Annotated in this window: 17 protein-coding genes; 14 read left to right on the top strand and 3 right to left on the bottom strand. The window is 47.0% G+C overall.

The annotated features are described in order from the left end of the window. The first annotated feature begins 7 nt into the window (after positions 1-7). On the top strand, positions 8-1,153 hold the full coding sequence (locus tag ACQ5BJ_RS09010; protein WP_005548031.1) for an LCP family protein: 1,146 nt from the start codon (positions 8-10) through the stop codon (positions 1,151-1,153). Positions 1,154-1,471: 318 nt separating this feature from the next. On the opposite strand, the gene ACQ5BJ_RS09015 is transcribed toward ACQ5BJ_RS09010, so the two are convergent. After that, on the bottom strand, positions 1,472-2,005 hold the full coding sequence (locus ACQ5BJ_RS09015; protein ID WP_005548033.1) for a YhcN/YlaJ family sporulation lipoprotein: 534 nt from the start codon (positions 2,003-2,005) through the stop codon (positions 1,472-1,474). Between the two features lie 155 nt (positions 2,006-2,160). On the opposite strand from ACQ5BJ_RS09015, the gene ACQ5BJ_RS09020 reads away from it, so the two are divergent. Further along, a complete protein-coding gene (locus ACQ5BJ_RS09020; RefSeq protein WP_289354971.1) occupies positions 2,161-3,495 on the top strand; it encodes a PhoH family protein in 1,335 nt (444 codons plus the stop codon). Between the two features lie 136 nt (positions 3,496-3,631). Further along, a complete protein-coding gene (locus tag ACQ5BJ_RS09025; protein ID WP_289354972.1) occupies positions 3,632-5,011 on the top strand; it encodes an extracellular solute-binding protein in 1,380 nt (459 codons plus the stop codon). 68 nt (positions 5,012-5,079) lie between these two features. Here the strand turns inward: ACQ5BJ_RS09025 and ACQ5BJ_RS09030 are convergent, their stop codons facing one another. Then, positions 5,080-6,192, bottom strand: a complete 1,113-nt coding sequence (locus ACQ5BJ_RS09030) for a hypothetical protein (protein ID WP_289354973.1) — start codon at positions 6,190-6,192, stop codon at positions 5,080-5,082. A 161-nt stretch (positions 6,193-6,353) separates the two neighbouring features. On the opposite strand from ACQ5BJ_RS09030, the gene ACQ5BJ_RS09035 reads away from it, so the two are divergent. After that, the gene (locus ACQ5BJ_RS09035; protein WP_005548037.1) at positions 6,354-7,475 is read left to right on the top strand and encodes a class I SAM-dependent methyltransferase; all 1,122 of its coding nucleotides are present in this window, start codon (positions 6,354-6,356) and stop codon (positions 7,473-7,475) included. Positions 7,476-7,607: 132 nt separating this feature from the next. Here the strand turns inward: ACQ5BJ_RS09035 and ACQ5BJ_RS09040 are convergent, their stop codons facing one another. Next, positions 7,608-7,844 (bottom strand): DUF2626 domain-containing protein, encoded by a 237-nt coding sequence (locus tag ACQ5BJ_RS09040; RefSeq protein WP_005548039.1) that lies wholly within the window; start codon positions 7,842-7,844, stop codon positions 7,608-7,610. A 336-nt stretch (positions 7,845-8,180) separates the two neighbouring features. Between ACQ5BJ_RS09040 and ACQ5BJ_RS09045 the strand changes: the two genes are divergently transcribed. The 10 genes from ACQ5BJ_RS09045 (at position 8,181) to ACQ5BJ_RS09090 (ending at position 18,946) form a co-directional block, all read left to right on the top strand. Next, on the top strand, positions 8,181-8,825 hold the full coding sequence (locus tag ACQ5BJ_RS09045) for an RsfA family transcriptional regulator (RefSeq protein ID WP_005548040.1): 645 nt from the start codon (positions 8,181-8,183) through the stop codon (positions 8,823-8,825). A gap of 118 nt (positions 8,826-8,943) precedes the next feature. Continuing rightward, positions 8,944-9,933 carry a ketopantoate reductase family protein gene (locus ACQ5BJ_RS09050; RefSeq protein ID WP_268622554.1) on the top strand — a complete coding sequence of 330 codons (990 nt, stop codon included), beginning with the start codon at positions 8,944-8,946 and terminating at the stop codon, positions 9,931-9,933. A gap of 47 nt (positions 9,934-9,980) precedes the next feature. Next, on the top strand, positions 9,981-10,367 hold the full coding sequence (locus ACQ5BJ_RS09055; protein ID WP_163975802.1) for a DUF3397 domain-containing protein: 387 nt from the start codon (positions 9,981-9,983) through the stop codon (positions 10,365-10,367). Between the two features lie 174 nt (positions 10,368-10,541). Further along, positions 10,542-12,173, top strand: coding sequence for a bacillithiol biosynthesis cysteine-adding enzyme BshC (bshC, locus tag ACQ5BJ_RS09060; protein ID WP_430110019.1), 1,632 nt, complete (start codon positions 10,542-10,544; stop codon positions 12,171-12,173). A 91-nt stretch (positions 12,174-12,264) separates the two neighbouring features. Then, on the top strand, positions 12,265-13,557 hold the full coding sequence (locus tag ACQ5BJ_RS09065) for an adenosylhomocysteinase (protein WP_005548044.1): 1,293 nt from the start codon (positions 12,265-12,267) through the stop codon (positions 13,555-13,557). 186 nt (positions 13,558-13,743) lie between these two features. Next, positions 13,744-14,712 carry a DUF4349 domain-containing protein gene (locus tag ACQ5BJ_RS09070; RefSeq protein ID WP_268622558.1) on the top strand — a complete coding sequence of 323 codons (969 nt, stop codon included), beginning with the start codon at positions 13,744-13,746 and terminating at the stop codon, positions 14,710-14,712. Between the two features lie 180 nt (positions 14,713-14,892). After that, on the top strand, positions 14,893-15,324 hold the full coding sequence (gene mraZ, locus ACQ5BJ_RS09075; RefSeq protein ID WP_163975795.1) for a division/cell wall cluster transcriptional repressor MraZ: 432 nt from the start codon (positions 14,893-14,895) through the stop codon (positions 15,322-15,324). Positions 15,325-15,388: 64 nt separating this feature from the next. Further along, complete coding sequence (rsmH, locus tag ACQ5BJ_RS09080) at positions 15,389-16,342, top strand: 16S rRNA (cytosine(1402)-N(4))-methyltransferase RsmH (RefSeq protein WP_268622560.1); 954 nt, start codon at positions 15,389-15,391, stop codon at positions 16,340-16,342. Between the two features lie 14 nt (positions 16,343-16,356). Next, entirely contained in the window at positions 16,357-16,746 is a 390-nt protein-coding gene (gene ftsL2 / locus ACQ5BJ_RS09085) for a cell division protein FtsL (RefSeq protein ID WP_005548048.1), read from the top strand. Positions 16,747-16,759: 13 nt separating this feature from the next. Next, positions 16,760-18,946 (top strand): penicillin-binding transpeptidase domain-containing protein, encoded by a 2,187-nt coding sequence (locus tag ACQ5BJ_RS09090; protein WP_268622563.1) that lies wholly within the window; start codon positions 16,760-16,762, stop codon positions 18,944-18,946. The last annotated feature ends 96 nt before the right edge of the window (positions 18,947-19,042 follow it).

Raw genomic sequence — 19,042 nt, forward strand, 5'->3', positions numbered from 1 at the left:
GTAAGATATGAATTCATCGACACCATTGCCACCTAGAACGAAGCAGAAACGGCGGAAGTCGCCTGAGAGGAAGTCGCCCGAAAGGAAGACGTCCTCGAACAAGCGAGGAATGCCAAAATGGTTGAAGGTGACCCTTATCACCGCGCTTATCGCAGCTGTTGTCGTTATATTCATTGTCGGATATTTTGCTTGGTATGCGAACAACAAGTTGAACGATATTTCTACTGCTGGTAATCAGGGCGGCGGCAGCACTACGGTGCAAGATACTCTTTCGCCGAACAAGGAGCCCTTTTCCTTCATCTTGCTCGGCATCGACTATCGACCAGAGCTTCCTGGACGCCGTACTGATGTTGTCATGGTTGGTGCAATGCATCCGGATACACAGGAAGCGGTGCTTGTTTCTTTGCCGCGAGATACGTATTTTGAACTCCCAGGGTATCATCCGGACAAATTGAATCACTATTATCCGAAGTTCTTCACATTGAAGGAACAAGGCAAGCTGGATAGCCCAACGCCAGAAGATGAAATGAAGCTCATGCTTGGCAAGTATATGGGCGTTCCGATTGACTATGCCGCGGTAATCAACTTCCAAGGCTTCTCGGATGTCGTCGATGCAGTCGGCGGCGTCAACGTGAATGTAGATCAGAACATGTGCTATAACGATAATGCGGATGGAACGCATATCAACCTGAAGACAGGCCAACAAACGCTTAACGGCAAAAATGCGCTGGATTTTGTTCGCTACCGCAAATCGAATTGTCGTCCGATGACGAAGGGTACTACAGATGCGGACCGCAACGTGCGACAAAATGCAGTACTGAAGGAAATCGTCGGCAATTTGCAGTCGCTTGGCGGCTTGACGAAGGTAACGGGCGTTATTGATGCGATGGCCGATAACTTTAAAATTGATATGACACCTAGCCAAATTCGCAGCTCGATTTCTACGTATTTGGGAATAGACCGGGATAACATCCATTATATTTCTGTAGATGGAAATTGGATTAGCCCGTACATCTATCCGGACACGGTGAAGTTGGAAGAGGGCAAACAAGCAATTAAGGATGTGCTTGCCGGCAAACCATTGAAGTCAACCTTGTCTGGAGAAGCCGGAGCGGATTCACAGCTTACGAATACAACCAAACCCGGCTCCTAAGTGGATAAGGGTATGCAATTTTTGAAGCGTCTTTTAATATAATAGAGTGTAGCTGCAATTATGGTGTGGAGGAGGTCTGTACGATGTCCGAAGCGTTGATGAAGGGTATCCCTCATTGCAACATAATTTGGTTCAAGGGTTTTATCCAATCAAGCAGGCATCGGCACGGCCAAATGCCCATTCGCAGCTATTACGCTGGATCATGTATACGACGATGTCTTCATACGAAAAGCCTAGTGGAATCCCACTAGGCTTTTCGTGCGTCAATATGCTTGTCCGGTATCGATCCGGCAGTACCCGGTGAACGCACTTCATTGATTACATGTGCTTTTTCATTTTTGGCTGATCCGTATTGCGGGACGGTTCGATGTGCCGAACATCGCTTGGCGTTTGCGGCACAATGCGGCCCATAATGTCAGCAAGCTCTTCAGTAAAGCCTGAAATAGGGTGGCCTTGCTGAATATCAGCCGCCATTTCATGAAGGCGTTGATTCAGGTCGACATCTGCGGTCACGAGTGCATGAGCGCCATATTTATCTTTGCTAAGAACTTCTGCAACGGAATACTTGACGGTTCCGACCCGAGAACGCTCCAAGTTCGCATCTACATCAATACCTACAATTGCAGTATTGCCGAATACAACGCAGTTAACACCGCGAACGCCTGGTACCTTCTTTGCAAGTGAAGTCAAGTGTTCACGAACGGCTGCTCGATCATGAATGGCCGGCTTTCCGTTAGGAGTCGATTTCGCTTTCACCTGATTGGAAGGGTTATTAGCTGCAGCGTGCTTATTCGCGTTGCCGCATCCGGAGATGAGACCGATGACAAGCATGGCAATTAGCAACAAACGCATGAATTCATCGTTCCTTTCTTTGTTCGTTGGTCAAATAAGTAGTGCGGCATGTGTACTGACTATAGTGTGAGCGGTGCCTGCATTTTTTATGTAACGCCGAGCGCTGCTGCTCGCCGGTGTTGCTGGTACAGGCATGCGAACGAAAGGGAGATCCTATGGGTAAAATTTTCGTACTGGATACAAATGTGCTGCTGCATGATCCGAACGCATTATTTGCATTTGGCGACAATGAAGTGATTATCCCGGCAGTTGTATTGGAAGAGATTGACTCGAAGAAGCGCAATGCAGATGAAATCGGGCGCAATGCCCGCACCGTTTCTCGACTGTTAGACGGGCTTCGTGATGTTGGACATCTTCATTCGGGGGTCAAACTGCACAACGGTGGAACTTTGAAGGTAGAGTTGAATCATCGCAGCTTTGTGAAAGTACAGGAGATGTTTGGGGAAGTATCCAATGACAATCGGATTTTGGCAGTAGCGTTGAATTATCATTTAGAGCAGGAGCAGCACACTAACCCATCAATAGTTATTTTGGTAAGCAAGGACGTGCTTGTTCGGATCAAGGCAGATGTGTTGGGACTTCATACCGAAGACTATATGTCAGACCGCACCGTACAATCAGGAGATGAACTCTACAACGGTTGTGTAACTTTATTTGTTCATCCCGGTGTCATCGATGAATTTTATTCTTTCCGCCATCTCCCGCTCCGCAGCTTGAATGTCAACATGTCCTTCCATCCGCATGAATTCGTCATCTTAAAAGATAATATGGGTACGAGCAAATCGGCTTTGCTCAAGGTAAGCGCAGATGCTAAGAAGCTTGAACCGCTCTTTCTCAGTAATGACCCTGTATGGGGGATAACGGCTCGTAATGCGCAGCAGCGCATGGCCCTGGAGCTGTTGCTGAATGATGACATTCCCCTTGTGACCATGGCCGGGAAGGCGGGTACAGGCAAGACGCTGCTTGCTCTTGCTGCCGGTCTCATGAAGGTGGAGGATGAACGCAAATACAAAAAGCTTCTTATTGCAAGACCAGTAGTGCCAATGGGGAAAGACATTGGTTACTTGCCCGGGGAGAAGGAAGAGAAGCTTCGTCCTTGGATGCAGCCGATTTATGATAACTTGGAATTTTTGTTCGACACAAAGAAGGCGGGAGATATTGAGAAAATATTGCTCGGCATGGGCAATATTCAGGTTGAAGCACTCACCTATATTCGTGGACGCTCTATCCCTGGGCAGTTCATTATTATTGATGAAGCCCAAAATTTGTCCAAACATGAGGTGAAAACGATTGTATCCCGGGTTGGTGAGGGAAGTAAAATTGTACTGATGGGGGATCCGGCACAGATCGACCATCCGTACTTAGATTCGGCAAGCAATGGCTTAACCTATTTGGTAGAACGATTTAAAACGGAAAGTGTTAGCGGCCATGTCACATTGGAAAAGGGAGAACGATCCCGCCTTGCACAGCTTGCCGCAGATCTTCTGTAAGCAGTAAAGCCTCTGGGTAGTATCCGGAGGCTTATTTTTTCGCCTAATCATGCATTCTGTTACGGACAGCTCGTATGTTCGGTGCTACAATAGGGGTGTTGGAAAAGAAAAATTATGTTAGTGGGGAGGAGAATGAGTGCCGAATTTGAAAAAACTGCTAGTTGCAGTAATTATGATTTTCGTTTCGTTACTCTTGTTGTCCCAATTTCATATAAGTGATCAAATATTTGAACCGTCGCAGCCTTCGACGAATGAAGTGGCCAATCGCCCTCCTAAGGCGAAGAAGAACCCGTCAACTTGGAAGCAGTTAAAGGTATTGGTGAACCTTCCTTCGATATCATTTATTCAGCTCCGGCAGCTCAACCAGTCCTTCATTGACAATAACGGCATTTATGTGGAGCTTGTTAATGCAGAAAATCCATTAACGGGTGCTGAATGGTTTAGCCAGCTGAAACAGGAAGACAGTGCGGACATTATGCTGACAGATAGTGCTTCCGTATTGAGCTTTGCCAAGAAGGGCTGGCTGCAGCCAATTGATCAATCATCAAATGCCGGTTTCACGTCTCTAGCTTGGCTGATGAATCAGTTAAAATGGAATGGGTATACGTGGGGAGTACCTGCCCAAATTGAACCTTATGTGCTGGTATGGAACAAAGCGTTAATGGCTGGGAGGATGAATGGCTCCTTGCCTGAAAGTTGGGAGGGGTGGAAAAAGATGCTCGATCCAACCTCTCTTCAAGATTCTATTCCGAGCCAGCGGCAAGAGGTTTCTGAGACGGATAGGGCGGCAGCTAGGTTAGAAATGCCTCAAGCTTGGTTCGCGTGGCATAGTGGGGATAGGGAGGCATTCTTATCGCTAATCCGACGACTGGGCTTAATATGGCCCGAAGTGAATCAGACTCCATTAATGCGCTCCGATTGGTATGCTAAGGGAGTTGATGGCGATAATGGGGCATCTACTGGACTGAAGTGGAATCAACAGTTGATAGAGCTGGAATCGTATCGCTCTCATTTTGTTCCGTGGGAAGCGAAAGCCAACAAGTCAGAAACGTGGAACTTATTGCGCTCAGGGAAAGTAGCCTTTGCAATCGTACCTTATTCTGAAGCGGTGGCAGAGGTCAGTGAGCCGTTAGCAATTGAAGCGCCAGGAGACGTTCACCTACCCGTTGGTCAATGGGTGGCGAGCAGAAGCTATATCATTGCATCTAGTTCGCAGCATGAAGCGGAGGCAAGGCAGTGGATAGCATATATGACAAGTCTTGCTGTTCAGCGGGAATGGTATGACACCTTGTCTGTATTGCCAGTTCATGAACAAGCATACATAGATCGCTGGGGAGATATTCGGCGCTGGCTCCCTGACATGTTCTTACCTCAAGCCAATTATGCGGCAGCGCTGTTCAATGCTATAGATCCGATTCGAGGCTGGATTGGAACGGCGGAGCTTTGGCTGATGGGAGCAGCCACTAATGAGCAGCTGCAGCAGGGATGGAATAATCCTGCTTCGATCAGCAGATAGACTTAAGCAAATGAGCGTACTGTAGATGTGATCTCTGCTGATCGACAAGTAGTGCAGGAGAATTAGCCTTACCAGCTGAGCGACAGCTTGACGGTAAGGCTTTTGTCATCGATTGTTACTTCCTTTGCTTCAATGAAGGATACGAGTTGCTTTGGATAGAAGCCTAGATCGAATTTTTGTTCTAGTTCTTTGCGAGTGGTGTCAGGCAGCTCAAGTCCATTGAACTGCATGTGATCTACATGGAACAATATACGATTTTCCGGTTCTGATTCAATTGTATAATGGCCTTCAATACGAACGGTCATGCCAGAACGTGTGCCTTCAGCGGCGATAATGCCCTTCTTGAAATGGAATGCAAAGGTTTCGAACATCGGATCTTGCTCTCTGAGGAACTGATTGAGTTGTTCTTCCTTGATCGTGATCGTATAATTAGTACCTTCAATGGTTAGGCCCCCGCTGTTTTTGACAAAATCGGGCAGCTTATTCATCGCGCTTGCCAGTGCCTGAAAATAATGGCGAACCTCATAAAGGCCGACGTTCTGCCAATAGGCTGTAAATTCTTGAATAAGTGCATTCATTGCTTTCGGGTTACTGCTGGCTGCAATGTCAGAATCCAGCTTTTGCTGCAGCTTTTTGAGCCGATCGCGCTGCTCGATGAGCTGTGCGCGAACGGTTGAGAGCTCACGCTCCAGCCGTAGATGCTTGTCACGTGTCTGGCGTAAGCCTTGTATTTGTTCTTTGTAAGCATTTATGATGTCCTGATCAGATTGGAAGAGCAGCTGAAAGTATTCGAATAACCGAAACATATCTTGAAGCCGGTTAGCTGAGAGAACGGCTTGCAGCATCATGTCGCGTTCGCCAATATAGTAAGCGCGAAGTACACGTCCAGCTTGTTCGCGCTTCTGTTCCAAGGTGGTTTCGCGGGCTTGAAGCTCGTCCTCTGTGCGCGTGCGCTCTTTGGCTGTTGCTGCTTCCTGGATGGTTATGCGATCGATGTCCTTGTCCAGTTCGGTGACGGATAGGCTCTGTTGAAGCAGTTGCAGTTCTTCTGCTGTTGGCTGAATGCTCCATTGTACTGGTGAAGCTGGCTCTGCATCTGTCGCACACGGAACGATCGCGATGAGCTGCATCGATATCATAACCCCAATGAGCGAGCGCCATGCGCGTTTCGTTATAGTCATGAGGCGACCTCCTTCATTGAGTTGCACAACATTATCGTATGTTCGGATCGGGTTGGACATGACCTGAACGAGTGTTGTGTAGTTGAAGGATAACTATAAAAGCTTATCCAAAATGTTTTAATGTTCCTATTGAACCTGCATAAATAGAAAGGAAGGACTGTATGTCTCATTATCAGCCGAATCCCATCCTCATTCAATACTTAATTAACCAAATTGAACAATCCGATAGCAACTGCATTCCATTCTCGCAGTTTATGGGTACCTGTCTATACCATTCAACGGAAGGTTATTATATGTCCGAACGAACGAAGATTGGACGCGAGGGTGATTTCTATACAAGCTCGAATATCGGCTCGATCATGGCGGAAATGCTTGCTGTGTATGTTAAGCGGCGTTCGAAGGAGCGTGGTTGGAGATCTGATTCCATAACGCTGGTGGAATGGGGGGCAGGTACGGGGCGTCTTGCACTGCAAATGAGTCAGCGCTTTAAGCATGATCGCTTTGAAGGTTATGAGCATGTTATCGTAGAGAGGAGTCCGCATCATCAACGCCTGGCGGCGGAAATGCTCGGAGGAGAGCGAATTCCGATTACATGGTGGGATGAGCAGGGATTCGAACAAGAGTCACCTCAGCGGCGTCTATTCGTCATCGCAAATGAATTGCTCGATGCGTTTCCGGTCGAGCGTATTCGGCATCATGATGGTATATATGAGCAGTGCTATGTAGTGTGGGATGCGGAGAAGCAGCAATTCATGCCGCTTTGGCTGCCTGCGACGGAAGAGACCCTTTTATGGCTTGAGCAGCATCATATTCAACTTGTGGATCGGCAAATATTCGATGCGGGGATTGCAATGTCTGCTTGGATGACCTCTATTCTGAGTCAGGTGGAGGAAGCGGAATTCGTATTTATTGACTATGGGGATGGAACGAATGAGTTGACTGCAGCACATCGGATGGAGGGAACGCTGATGTGCTACCACCGTCACCAGGCTCATGACAATCCTTGGATTCACATCGGAGAGCAGGATATTACATCGATGGTTGATTTTGATATTTGCCAGCGTGTTGCCAAGCAAGTCAATGCATCGATACTCGGCTATATGACACAGAAGTCATTTTTGTTGGAACAAGGCTTGTTGAATGAACTGCAGCAGCACACCAACCCGGATCCATTCAGTGCGGAAGCACGCCGCAATCGCGCTATTCGACAATTGCTGCTCAGCGATCAGATGAGCGAACGATTCCATGTGCTCTTGTTGTCCTGTGGATCCGAATCAAAATAATAATCCATTAAGGAATCACAAGGAGTCAAAACATGAAGAAGCGTCAGGAGATCTGGGATCTCCTGACGCTTCTTGCTGTATCGTTCTATTCTGTCATCTCATTAGCCGTCCGCAACGATGTCAATGGTGCTGTTAGTATGGGTTTTTCATAATGAAGACGCTCCAATACGAAAAGCCGCTGAAGCATACGACCATGTATGCCCAAAACAGCATTGTATATGTACGTTCGGACAATTTCAAGTAACCCAGCAACACAAAGAAAGCGGTCTGCATGAAGAACAGCAATGCCATTTCAATCATGTCTCCTGCGAACGCCATCAGACCGATTACCAATGTCCAGAAGCCGAGTACGCGATACATCCGTGCCACGATTCATCCCCCTCTCGTTACGATCGGCCCAACATTTACTATTGACATTATAGCGTTCTACTCTTCTGGTGTAAACTGCCAATCTTGATGGATTAGCGAACTTTTTCAGAATCTTAGCCTAATTGTGATCTAGTGCATGGACAGGTAAACGTATGATTCATAGAAAAAATGGATATACATTTTAGTATCCGATAGATTCTATGAACTCTACCATGGGCATAGAGATGGAATAAGCGGTTGATTACCGACTGATCATCCTTCGTCGCCTGCTTACATGCGGATGGCGTGGGTGCTGTATACAACCGAATTGAATGAGTGTCGTTAGGAGGGTATCGCATGACTGCAATTAGACAAGATGCGTGGACAGCGGATGATGATTTGATTTTGGCAGAAGTAACGTTAAGACATATCCGCGAAGGTAGCACCCAGCTAGCTGCCTTTGAGGAAGTAGGGGAAAAGATTGGCCGCACGTCTGCTGCCTGCGGGTTCCGCTGGAATAGCTGTGTCCGCAAAAAATATGAAGCTGCTATCCAACTTGCAAAAGCACAACGCCAAAAACGCAACTATATGAAAAAGCAGCCAATTGGCGCACAAGTGGCTTCTATTGCTTTAGCTGATGGTGAAGAAATTGGCCTTAAGCCAGAGCTCATTACCGAAGAATCGCTTTCCATGGATATGGTTATCCGCTTCTTGCGGCAATGGCGCAACAATTATCAAGAGCTGTCACGTCAATTGAAGCATACGGAGAAAGAGTTGCAAGATAAGGAAGAGCAGTATCGTCGTCTGCGGGAAGAAAACGAGTATCTCTCCAAGCAGGTGAATGCGGTGCAGACGGATTACCGCACGGTTAATGACGATTATAAGGCGCTTATTCAAATTATGGATCGTGCTCGCAGATTAGCGATTTTAAGCGAAGATGAGGACGACTCGAAGACTCGCTTTCGGATGGATGCCAACGGCAATCTGGAGCGAATTGAATAATACAGGCCGAATGGAAAAAGCGTGAAGAGAGAGCATGGCTCACTCTTTGCGCTTTTTGTCTTTTTGATTTCAGTTTGATATAACAGATAGATACTTGTTCACAAGGAAGGTGCTATATATGGTTATCGATATTATTGGCGGAGGTTCACTGGGACTGCTTCATGCGGCAATGCTGTTATCAAATTCCCCTTCAATAGATGGAAACAATGTAGAGGTGCGATTGTGGACACGCACGGAGGAACAAGCATTGCTTATTCGCAATCAAGGTATTTATTTTGAGGGGCAGGATGGCAGAGTGGCTCATATTCACCCTGTACGGGCTTATCCATTGGAGGAAGCTGGTGAAGTACTTGAACAAGCAGGTATGAAATCAAGCTGCATATGGCTGTTTGTGAAGCAGACGCATATTGATTCTGATTTCCTCGGCTATTTGGATCGTATCCCAAGAGAAAAGACGGCTTCCCTGGTCTGTTATCAAAATGGGGTTGGTCACATGGAGGTGTTGAGCAGCATTTGGCCACGGGAGCAATTGTTATGGGCTGTTACGACAGAAGCAGCCAAGCGCGTAAGCAGCAATAAGGTTATTCATACCGGTAGCGGTCAGACTTCGATTGGAATATGGAATGCCTCTTCAATTTGTCCAAATAAGACGGATTTAGCAACTTCTTTATGTTTGTCAACAAAGAAATTGCTAGAAAATGCAGGATTTCAGGCGTTTTTGTCGAACAACATCGAAGGTATGGTTTATCAAAAATTGCTTGTCAATGTCATTATCAATCCATTAACGGCATTGCTGCGCATCAAGAACGGACAGCTTCTGGCTCAAGAGGATAGGCTGTCATTCATGAAAGATCTGTTCCTTGAGGCCGTCGCCGTATACCGAGCTGCTCATATTGATGTCGATGAGGAGAAAGATTGGAATCGTGTCGTCCAAGTATGCCGCATGACATCGTCTAATTCGTCATCCATGCTTCAGGATGTAGAAGCGGGACGAGAAACAGAAATAGAAGCCATTACGGGCGCCCTCATCCGTATGGCTGAGCAATATGAGGTCGCTGTGCCGCTGCATCGTATGATGTATCGTCTTATTTTGGCAAGTTGTGACTAACATTTCCTGCGCGGATCTCTTAGTGAGAGGAGTGAGTCTACCCGAATATGTTTCAGCTGATGTATGACGGATTTGTTGTGCTTTCTATACTCCCCTTTTTCCCGTTCATCATTACTTGGCTTATTGGTAGAAGGATATTGAGGCCGAAGAAGAGAGCTTTCAAACTGGCGATGGATGTAACTACGGTGTTCCTTATTGCTTCGGTGGGTGGTCTATATAATACATTGTTCGTATCGAAAGCAGGCTTTTACTGGATACTGTTCTTTTTCCTAATCGCTGCAGGATTGATTGGCGGATTGCAGCAGCAGAAATATGGCAAATTGGAACCGAAAAAGATGTTTCGCATCATATGGCGGATTTCATTTTTTTTGTTAGGCGTCCTGTATGTATTCCTGCTGCTCCTTGGCATCATTATTTATTCCGCAAGCATGTAGGATAAGCTATACATAAAGCTAGATCATTGATAGGACTCGTGTGCGAAACATAAGGTGTGCTGCTATGATAAAATGAAAGGTGTGCACGAGGGTACGAATACATAATCTTTGTTTTGACGTTCAGAAGCCGCATTGTGTACAATCGAGACGAAGCAAAAAGGGAGGCGGCTATCTTTGAATTGGCCAATATTATCAATTCCGGTTCAGCAACCGCTGGCCGTACAGTACATGGAGCGGGATCCATCCATCGTTGAGACGTTCTATGAGTACCATCCAGATTTAGATTGGGAAAAGAGAGCAGAGTGGGTGGAGCGCTCAGAGCAATTAAGAGCTGATCGTACACGCTTGACAGAAGTACTTGCTCTGTATAATGAGCGATTCAATAACAGTCAAGCAGTACGCAATTCCATAGAGAAGCTGAAGGATGAGCGGGCGCTGGTCGTCGTAGGCGGACAGCAGGGAGGTCTATTCACTGGACCGCTTCTCGTTCTGTACAAGGCAATCTCCATAATTCGAATGGCTCAGGAAGCAGAGTTGAAATTGTCGAGACCAGTTGTTCCTGTCTTTTGGATTGCTGGGGAGGATCACGATTTTGATGAGGTCGATCATACCTATGTGGTAACCGCGGAGCCATCCGTTCAGCGCATACGGATCGAGAAGCCAGATGAACAACGTGCACCAGTCAGCCATATAAGACTGGATTCAACGGCATGGGAGGCGGTGCTTGCTGAGCTCGAGCACGTTTTGCCGAAGACGGAATTTACACCAGGAATGCTTGAACATCTGCGTGAATCGATTTCTTCCTGCGCCACGCTATCTGATTCCTTCGCAGCAACAATCGGCCGCCTGTTCGGTAAATACGGGCTTGTGCTCGTTGACTCAGCGGATGAGGGCTTGCGTTCAATTGAGGCACCGATGTTTGAGACAATCATACAGCAGAATGACCGATTGGAAGAAGCATACGACACGAGTGAGCGGCTGCTCGCTTCTTACGGCTATACGCCACAAGCAGTACGTTCTGCACATAGCGCAAATGTATTTGTCATTCGAGATGGAGAACGCCATTTACTGCAAAAGGAGAACGGGCAGTTCGTCAATCATCGCCAAGGCATATCGCTCACGCAAGAGCAACTGCTGGACATTGCACAACATTCTCCTCAGTCGCTAAGCAATAATGTATTGACTAGACCGCTTATGCAGGATTATCTATTCCCAGTTCTTGCAACTGTGCTTGGACCAGGAGAAATTGCTTACTGGGCACAGATCAAACAGGCATTTAGGGAGCTGGGTATGCGTATGCCTATCATATGGCCTCGAATGGGCTTTACATGTATTGAGGGCACACTTAATAAGCTGTTGGATAAGTATGAGCTGACAGTCGAAGACGTTGTATATCGTTATGAAGAGAAAAGATCTGCATGGCTGCAGTCCCAAGATGCGCTTCATCTGGATGAACGGTTTGAGACGCTGCGTTCGGAGGTGGACAGCAAGTATACGGAACTGCTGCAGGAGCTTGTCGCTTCGCTTCCTGCGCTTGGAAAACTTGGGGCTACAAATCATAACAAGGTTCTTGAACAGATTGATTTCCTGCATCACAGAGCGAAGGACGCAATGGCGAAGCAGCATGAATCTGGATTGCGTCAGTGGGAACGGCTGCATGTCTCCCTTCATCCGCTTGAAAAGCCTCAGGAGCGTGTGCTGAACATGCTAGGATATGCCTGCCGATACGGGGAGGACTGGTTTACGATGCTGATGGAGGCTCCTGTCGTGTGGAGAGGGGAACATCGCATTGCACTATTGTCATAAGTTGTAAGAAGTGTATAGTTAGGTAGTGACCGGTATCCTGTTTTTGAAACTGGATCATAAATGCTTCTTAATCCAAATGAGAGAGGATGAAATGTCCATGAGTAATACGCAAACAAGTAGTACAAATGCGGCAAACAACAGTATCATCCGAGATATTGCATTAGCACCCGAAGGCCATTTGAAAATTGAATGGGTTCAAGCCCATATGCCTGTGCTTAATCGCATTAGGGAGCAATTTGAAACAGAACAGCCATTTAAGGGGCTGAAAGTAGCGATATCGCTTCATTTGGAGGCTAAGACAGCCTATTTGGCGAAAGTTGTTCAAGCTGGTGGGGCTGAAGTGACGATTACCGGAAGCAACCCGTTATCAACGCAAGATGACGTGTGCGCTGCGCTTGTAGAAGACGGCATCACGGTGTATGCCAAGTACAATCCAGAGCCTGAGGAATACAAGCAGCTGCTCATACGTACGTTAGAAACGAAGCCGGACTTAATTATCGACGATGGCGGCGATTTGATATCCATTCTGCACGCTGAACGCCCTGATTTGCGCGATCAGGTGAGAGGTGGAGCTGAGGAAACGACAACAGGCATTCTTCGCTTAAAGGCGATGGAAAAGGACGGTACACTGCAATTCCCTATGGTTGCTGTTAATGATGCATATTGCAAATATTTGTTCGACAACCGATACGGAACAGGACAATCAGTGTGGGATGGCATTAATCGTACGACGAACCTCGTCGTTGCTGGCAAGACGGTAATTGTTGTCGGTTACGGATGGTGCGGCAAAGGGGTTGCCATGCGTGCCAAAGGGCTCGGTGCGAATGTCGTGGTGACAGAAGTAGATGCGATCAAAGGCGTGGAGGCATACATGGATGGATTTACCGTGCTGCCGATGAGCGAGGCTGCTCGTGTGGGCGATATCTTCGTAACGGTAACGGGCAATCGTGATTGCATTCGTGGCGAGCACTATGATGTTATGAAGGATGGAGCCATCCTTTCAAATGCAGGACACTTTGATGTTGAAGTAAATAAGCCTGAGCTCGAAGCCCGTTCTGTATCTGTCCGTACAGTTCGCAAGAACATTGAAGAGTATAAACTTAAGGATGGCCGCAGTATTTACCTGCTTGCTGAGGGACGGCTCGTGAACTTGGCAGCAGGGGATGGACATCCGGCTGAAATTATGGATATGACATTTGCACTTCAGGCAATGTCCTTGAAATATATAAACGAGCAGTACCAATCCATCGGGAAAAAAGTCGTCAATGTGCCTTACGAGCTTGATGAGCAAGTAGCCCGCTTCAAGCTGGAGTCGCTTGGAATTTCAGTAGACACACTCACAAGTGAGCAGAGATCTTACTTGGAAAGCTGGCAAGAGCATTAATGAGATGATAGTTCTATCCCATAGAACCGTAAGCCGCCATTAGCAATATGCTAGTGGCGGCTTTTGTTATATTCGTATATTTATTTGCAACATTTCCAATGGAAATACGTCTTCTGTTATAGTATGGAAGGTGAAGAAATTACATCCAGAATATCCATGCCGAGATAAATAGAGGGGGACATATGGATGGTCAAAAAAAGTTGGGAATGGCAATTTGCAATGTGGGTTTTGATTCTGACGCTGCTTCTAGGGGGTTGCAGTTCGGCATCAAACAGTCAAAGGATCGAATCCAAGGGGGATAGTTCCGCAGATGCATTGACGCATCAGGAAAGCAAAGATGCGGCAGCTGTGGTTGAGCAGCCTATGAAGGGAGGCGGAGGGCCACAGGTAAAGTTTCAGCCTGAGCGTAAGCTTATTTATGAGGCACAGCTTCATATGGAGGTAGCGGATTATGGAGCAGTGAAGGATAAGCTAAATAGATTTATCAAGCAATCTCATGGCTATGTGCTGCAATTTTCCGATCAGGAAACAGACAGTATGCGAGGCGGCAACTATGTGATTAAGGTTCCTGCTCTTGGATTCCAATCGTTCATTGATGAACTGGGCAAGTGGGAGTCCATTGCCTATACTCGCCAATATTCGGCCAATGATGTTACGGAGGAATACGTTGACTTGCAGGCGCGGCTCAAGGCACGGCGTACGGTGGAGGCACGGCTGATCTCCTTCATGGAGAAGGCAACGAAATCGGATGATTTGCTCCGTTTTTCCACCGAGCTGGGGAATGTTCAAACCGAAATCGAGCAAATCGTAGGGAAAATGAGATATTATGATAATAATGTTGCGATGTCCACAATTTCATTAGATATGTTCCAGCGTCTGAAGGCCAAGCCAAGCCAAGCGCTGGAGGATGCATTTGGAACACAGGTGGTGAATACGATTGTAGCCAGCTGGGAAGCACTTATAAAATTCACTAAGTACATTGTGCTCATTCTTATTGCATTCCTTCCGTTTGCATGTGCATTCTTAATTATTGGTATCCCGATTTGGTTCATTGTGAAAAGAAAAAAGGGAAAACGCGGGATTTCTCCTGTATTAACTATAGTGACAACTCGTACACCGACAGATCCGGCTGACAAGGATACAGAGAAGCATTAATCAACTGCGAGCCCGTATTTCCTAATCATTCATTATGGAAGCATATCCAAAATTTATATGGGTATGATTCAGATAAAATCCTGCTTTTTAGCAGGAGTTTTTTCTTTTATGGCGAAGTATACAATCGTTGTGGTGGAAAGTGGGGCGCTGTGGTGGATTTAGGGGGAGGAGTGGTGGCTGATGTTTATGGGCGAGTATCAACATAGCATCGATGACAAAGGCCGTCTTATCATTCCTGCCAAGCTGCGTGACTCCTTAGGAACCACATTTATATTGACTCGAGGGTTGGACCAATGTCTCTTCGTCTACCCTATGAATGAATGGGAAGCTCTTGAACAGAAGTTAAAGGCGCTCCCCATGATGAAAGCTGATGCTAGAGCCTTTACCCGTTTCTTTTTTTCAGGGGCGAGCGAATGTGAGTGGGATAAGCAAGGCCGCATCACGATTCCGTCTCATTTGCGAGGATACGCTCATTTGGAAAAAGAATGCATGGTTATTGGTGTTCAGAATCGGGTAGAGATTTGGAGCAAGGATGCTTGGGAACAATATGTAGAGAAGTCGGAATCCGCGTTTAATGAAATTGCGGAAACACTAGTTGATTTTAATTTTTAGGTGAACATCAGGACTATCATAACGCATCGCAGCTAGATGGGAACCGAAAGTAGGAGGTATTGCGTTGTTTCATCATATTACCGTATTGAAAGAAGAATCGGTACAAGGCTTGCGAGTACGTCCTGACGGCATTTATGTCGACTGTACGCTAGGAGGAGCGGGACACAGTGAACGAATTGCTTCACAGCTGTCAACTGCCGGAAGACTGATTGCGCTGGATCAGGATGATTGGGCGCTGGATAATGCTAAAGTTAGGCTCGCACCTTATATGGATCGAGTAACACTAGTCAAAACAAACTTCCGCCACTTGGAAGAAGCCTTGATTCAAGCTGGTGTGCCGCTGGTTGACGGGAATCCGCAAGTTGATGGAATCTTATTCGACTTGGGTGTATCATCACCTCAGCTTGATGAGGGGGAGCGGGGATTCAGCTATAACCACGATGCGCCACTAGACATGCGGATGGATCAGAATGGAGAATTGACAGCTTACGATATTGTCAACAGTTGGTCGGAGGCGGAGATTGCGAAAATACTTTTCCAATACGGGGAAGAAAAGTTTTCGAGGCGTATCGCAAAAGAGATTGGAGCAGCTCGTGCTAAGCAGCCCATCCAAACAACAGGAGAACTCGCTGAACTGGTGAAGGCAGGAATTCCTGCTGCTGCAAGACGGACCGGGGGGCATCCAGCCAAACGGAGTTTTCAAGCGCTGCGAATTGCCGTTAATGATGAGCTTGGCGCTTTTGAGGATGCGCTGCATCAAGCGGTTCGCTGTCTGAAGCCAGAAGGAAGAGTGGCAGTGATTACATTCCATTCACTAGAGGATCGTATTTGCAAGCAAATCATGAATGAGTACGTTGGCAGATGCACTTGTCCGCCTGACTTGCCAATGTGCGCATGTGGCCACAAGAGCGTATTGTCATTAGTAAATCGCAAACCGATTGCTCCGAGTGATAACGAGTTAGTAGACAACCCACGGTCGCGTTCGGCTAAGTTGCGTGTTGCTCAAAAATTGGGATGAGGGGGAGCAGATAAATGGCCTATGTGCGCGGCAACCTGGCAATGCGTCCAGAGAGACAGACACAACAGAAGCCTCGATATCGACAAACGAAGAAAAAGGTAACCCGTAAGTCTACTCTACCTACTCGAGAGAAACTGCTTTATTTGGGCACAATTATTTTTTGCGCAGCGATTGCGTTGTTCTTAATTAGCGGATATGCCAATATTTACAATCTGAATCTCAAGGTTCAAGAAACGAAGCGGGCTACAGTTGCACTGACGAATGAAGTGTCAGAGCTAACGGTGGAGAAAGAGAAGCTGTCCGATTGGAAGCGGATCGAGGGGGAAGCAAGAAAGAATGGTTTGCGATTCCCTGAAACTCGGGCTGAAATTGAAGTTTACAAACAACAAGTAGGAAACGACTAAACGAGGGATGAAGATGGTCAAACGAATTAAGTTGCGCACGTTGACGATCGGGGGCTTATTCACCCTCTTTTTTATTGTCATAATTGGGAGACTGTTTTGGTATCAGGTAATTAATCAGCCTTTCTGGATGGCGGAGGCCAAGCAGTCATGGTCTGTAAAGCAAGAGATTAATCCAGTCCGAGGCACGATCTATGACATGAATGGTGAAGTGCTTGCTATGGATGCGCCCGCATATACAGTAGCGGTCGGCCCTAAGGTCATTCAAGAACTGCGCACCTCTACGAAGTTAGTTGAGAAGAATATTGACATTGAGCGGCTTATCGTAGAGAAGCTGAGCACGGTGCTGAAAAAGCCCGAGAGTGAACTATATGAGCTAGTTCGCAGAAAGAAGAAAGACAAAGACGAATTCTATACCCAAGTCGAAGTTCGCAGTGAGGGCTGGAAGGTTAGTGATGAGACAGCACAGAAGCTGCGAGAATTTACGGACGAACTAAAGAAGGAGACCGAGCTAAGGGATGTCGGACTCTATCTCTTGCCTGAGGTGAAGCGCTTCTACGCGAAAGAGTCATTGGCTTCACATGTGCTTGGCTATACGGACAAGCAAGGCAATCCCGTTGGTGGGATTGAGAAGCTGTATGATGAGCAACTGCGTGGGGTGGCAGGGATGCTCCAATACGAGAAGGATAGGATGGGCAATAAACTCCCAAAAGCTTCAGAAGTATACAAGCCATCCAAGGATGGTGAGAACATCTACCTCACAATCGATCGGACAATACAGCAATATATTCAAGATGCGATGCGAGAGGTATACAATAAATATTCTCCTCATAGTATGACGGTCATTGCGGCAGATCCGAAGACTGGCGATATATTGGGGCTTGCGAATATGCCGGATTTCAATCCAAATCAGTATTGGAATGCCAAGGATATTGCGGCATTTTACAATCACGCAGTACAGTCACGTTACGAGCCGGGATCAACGTTCAAGATCGTGACACTTGCTGCGGCTGTTCAAGAAGGCATCTTTGATCCGAATGCGACATTTGCCTCTGGCCGGATCTATGCGGGAGGACGCCTCATCCATGACGTTAATCGGGATGGATGGGGAAGAATTACGTACTTGGAAGGCTTGAAGCGCTCCAGTAACGTTGCCTTTGTTAAACTGGGATTTGAGCAGCTAAAGGAAGAGCGCCTAAAGGCGTACATCGAGAAGTTTGGCTTTGGTAAACCGACAGGCATCGAGCTTCCGGGAGAGAACAATGGTCTTATCCGATTTGAATATCCGGCTGACGTTGCTGCAGCATCTTATGGACATGGTAAGGTTCAAGTAACGCCGATCCAGCAAATTATGGCGGTTGCGGCTGTAGCGAATGGCGGGAAGCTTATGAAGCCGCACATTGTTCGGAAAATTCATGATCCCGTTACGGGTGAAGTGACTGAGCGCAAGCCGGAGGTAGTGCGTGAGGTAATCGAACCAGGCATTGCCAAAAAGGTAAGTGAATACTTAGAACAGGTTGTGGCGGATCAACAGATTGGTACAGGTAAAAATGCTTATATCGAAGGATATCGCGTTGCCGGCAAGACAGGTACGGCCTTAAAGGTCATCAATGGTGAATATGCCAATACGCGTGCTGTTGTATCCTTTGTCGGCTTCGCACCTGTCGAGGATCCGCGTATTGCACTGCTGGTGGTAGTGGACGATCCGCAGGACTATTGGGAGGGTGGCGGCTTTGTAGCGCCGCTCATGTTTAAGAAGATCGTTACACAGTCGCTTCGTTATATGGGGGTTCCTTCCTCGATCGATGGGCAAGAAAAAGGCAACGAGAAGAAGACGGGGGCTCCAATAACGGTTAAGGCGCCAGACGTGCAGGGCTTGAAGCCATATGATGCCAAGCAGCGGCTGGCTGAGCAAGGGATCGTGTTCGAGACAGTAGGCGCAGGAGACAAGGTGAAACGTCAATATCCGGCTCCGGGCGAACCTTTGGCGATTGGTCAACGGATATATTTGCTTACCGACGAGCCTAACAAGCTGCCGCTGCCGAACTTTAAGGGCAAATCACTGCGCGATGTTATGGAAATCACCTCCATGCTTGGCTGGGAAGTGCGTGTAGATGGTGAAGGGTATGTAACGGAACAAAAAGAAGCAAATGAGAACGGAACACGTATCGTTCATATTAAATTAGAGCCAAAACATCCGTAGGGTGTGAGGTGAAAAAAAGAGAAAAGAAGTCTTATGGATTATCCTCATGGAGAGCTTGTTCTATCCTCTGGTTGTCCCGAATAGGTTGGTTATGAA

This window comes from Paenibacillus sp. B1-35 (assembly GCF_050474385.1).
Lineage (GTDB): Bacteria > Bacillota > Bacilli > Paenibacillales > Paenibacillaceae > Paenibacillus_B > Paenibacillus_B alvei.

Bases quoted from the DNA above. Each gene is read 5' to 3' on its own strand.
- ACQ5BJ_RS09010 (WP_005548031.1), top strand. From the start codon at position 8: ATGAATTCATCGACACCATTGCCACCTAGAACGAAGCAGAAACGGCGG.
- ACQ5BJ_RS09015 (WP_005548033.1), bottom strand. From the start codon at position 2,005: ATGCGTTTGTTGCTAATTGCCATGCTTGTCATCGGTCTCATCTCCGGA.
- ACQ5BJ_RS09020 (WP_289354971.1), top strand. From the start codon at position 2,161: ATGGGTAAAATTTTCGTACTGGATACAAATGTGCTGCTGCATGATCCG.
- ACQ5BJ_RS09030 (WP_289354973.1), bottom strand. From the start codon at position 6,192: ATGACTATAACGAAACGCGCATGGCGCTCGCTCATTGGGGTTATGATA.
- ACQ5BJ_RS09035 (WP_005548037.1), top strand. From the start codon at position 6,354: ATGTCTCATTATCAGCCGAATCCCATCCTCATTCAATACTTAATTAAC.
- ACQ5BJ_RS09045 (WP_005548040.1), top strand. From the start codon at position 8,181: ATGACTGCAATTAGACAAGATGCGTGGACAGCGGATGATGATTTGATT.
- ACQ5BJ_RS09050 (WP_268622554.1), top strand. From the start codon at position 8,944: ATGGTTATCGATATTATTGGCGGAGGTTCACTGGGACTGCTTCATGCG.
- ACQ5BJ_RS09055 (WP_163975802.1), top strand. From the start codon at position 9,981: ATGTTTCAGCTGATGTATGACGGATTTGTTGTGCTTTCTATACTCCCC.
- ACQ5BJ_RS09065 (WP_005548044.1), top strand. From the start codon at position 12,265: ATGTCCATGAGTAATACGCAAACAAGTAGTACAAATGCGGCAAACAAC.
- ACQ5BJ_RS09070 (WP_268622558.1), top strand. From the start codon at position 13,744: ATGGTCAAAAAAAGTTGGGAATGGCAATTTGCAATGTGGGTTTTGATT.
- mraZ (WP_163975795.1), top strand. From the start codon at position 14,893: ATGTTTATGGGCGAGTATCAACATAGCATCGATGACAAAGGCCGTCTT.
- ftsL2 (WP_005548048.1), top strand. From the start codon at position 16,357: ATGGCCTATGTGCGCGGCAACCTGGCAATGCGTCCAGAGAGACAGACA.
- ACQ5BJ_RS09090 (WP_268622563.1), top strand. From the start codon at position 16,760: ATGGTCAAACGAATTAAGTTGCGCACGTTGACGATCGGGGGCTTATTC.